Raw genomic sequence first — 1058 nt, 5'->3', positions numbered from 1 at the left:
GAACACCAGAACTGGCCCCAGCCCGCCCGCGCCGGCGTTCAAGCCGTCCGCATCCAACGACCCCAACCCGCCAGCCCGTAAAGCAACAGCATTGCCTTTAGACGAGGCAAGCAAATCCGGCTGCGAGCACGTCGGTACAGATGCGAGAACGCCGCGTGCTCGCATCGCACGTTCGTTGAACAGATACCGGAGCTGACGTGCCGCTACGCGCGGCGGACGAAGGCCGGGCATTGCACCGCGTTACAGCCGCTTGGCGCTCGCCTTTTCGAGTTCCCGAAGGACGGCCGTTTCGTCTCGTCCCCGTACGGTCCCCTCCAGGCTGTGGCCGTCGCGCTGTGAGAACCGCTCGCCCTTGGCGAAGTCGTCCTCGCTCAGCACCTGGCCGCACCACTCCCCCCGCCCCGCCACATGGTCGTCGAACGGCACGGCGGCGCCCTCTCCGAGAACCACCCAGTGGCCTGCGTCCCAGCGCAGGGCAAGGACATATGTGTGACCGGTCTCGAGCCGGGGTGCCTTCGGAGCCGTGCCCTTGATTCGTTTGCCGTTCCGGTACACCGACCAGCCTGGCGCGGTCATGTCGAACTCGCTTCCCAACTCATGCCGGGGGGTGGCGGCGGACCAGAGCGCTTTCTCCTTTCGGAGCGTCAGTGCGCGGTCGATCGTGTACCGCACCGGTCCCTTGGCGAGGTCGTGCCGGTTGCTGTCGCGCTCGGCAGTCGGCAGCGCCACGACCACGTGGTCCGCGCCAGCCTTCCAGTCCGCTGCGCTCTGCGAGGGGTAGGGGTCGTCGGCGGCGCCGCAGCCCACCACGGTGCGAAGCCCTGCCCGGCCGATCAGTACGCCTGCAGTGATACCGGCGAGCGCCAGCATGGCTATGGCGGGTCTACCAGACAGCGGGTGGCGAACCGTGAACTGCAACTCAGATCTCCCGTTCGAGAACAGCATTGGGCCATTCAGGCTGTATGGAGCTTCCCCTTGATCGTGGACACCTGGAGACTGGGATCTTGAGGTTCCAGAGGAAGTAGCACCAGGTGGGAAGCAAGCACACGAAGCGGTAC

1 protein-coding gene is annotated in these 1058 nt (G+C 66.2%); it reads right to left on the bottom strand.

Features of this window, described 5'->3' with window-relative positions; translation table 11 throughout:
- Nucleotides 1–240 precede the first annotated feature (240 nt).
- On the bottom strand, nt 241–870 hold the full coding sequence (locus ACIREE_RS42720) for a hypothetical protein (RefSeq protein WP_404165004.1): 630 nt from the start codon (nt 868–870) through the stop codon (nt 241–243).
- Nucleotides 871–1058 lie beyond the last annotated feature (188 nt).

The organism is Streptomyces sp. NPDC102467 (genome assembly GCF_044765445.1).
In the GTDB taxonomy this organism is placed as follows: Bacteria; Actinomycetota; Actinomycetes; order Streptomycetales; family Streptomycetaceae; genus Streptomyces.
The sequence above is the reverse complement of the archived record's forward strand: the minus strand, read 5'-3'. Positions and strand labels throughout refer to the sequence as shown.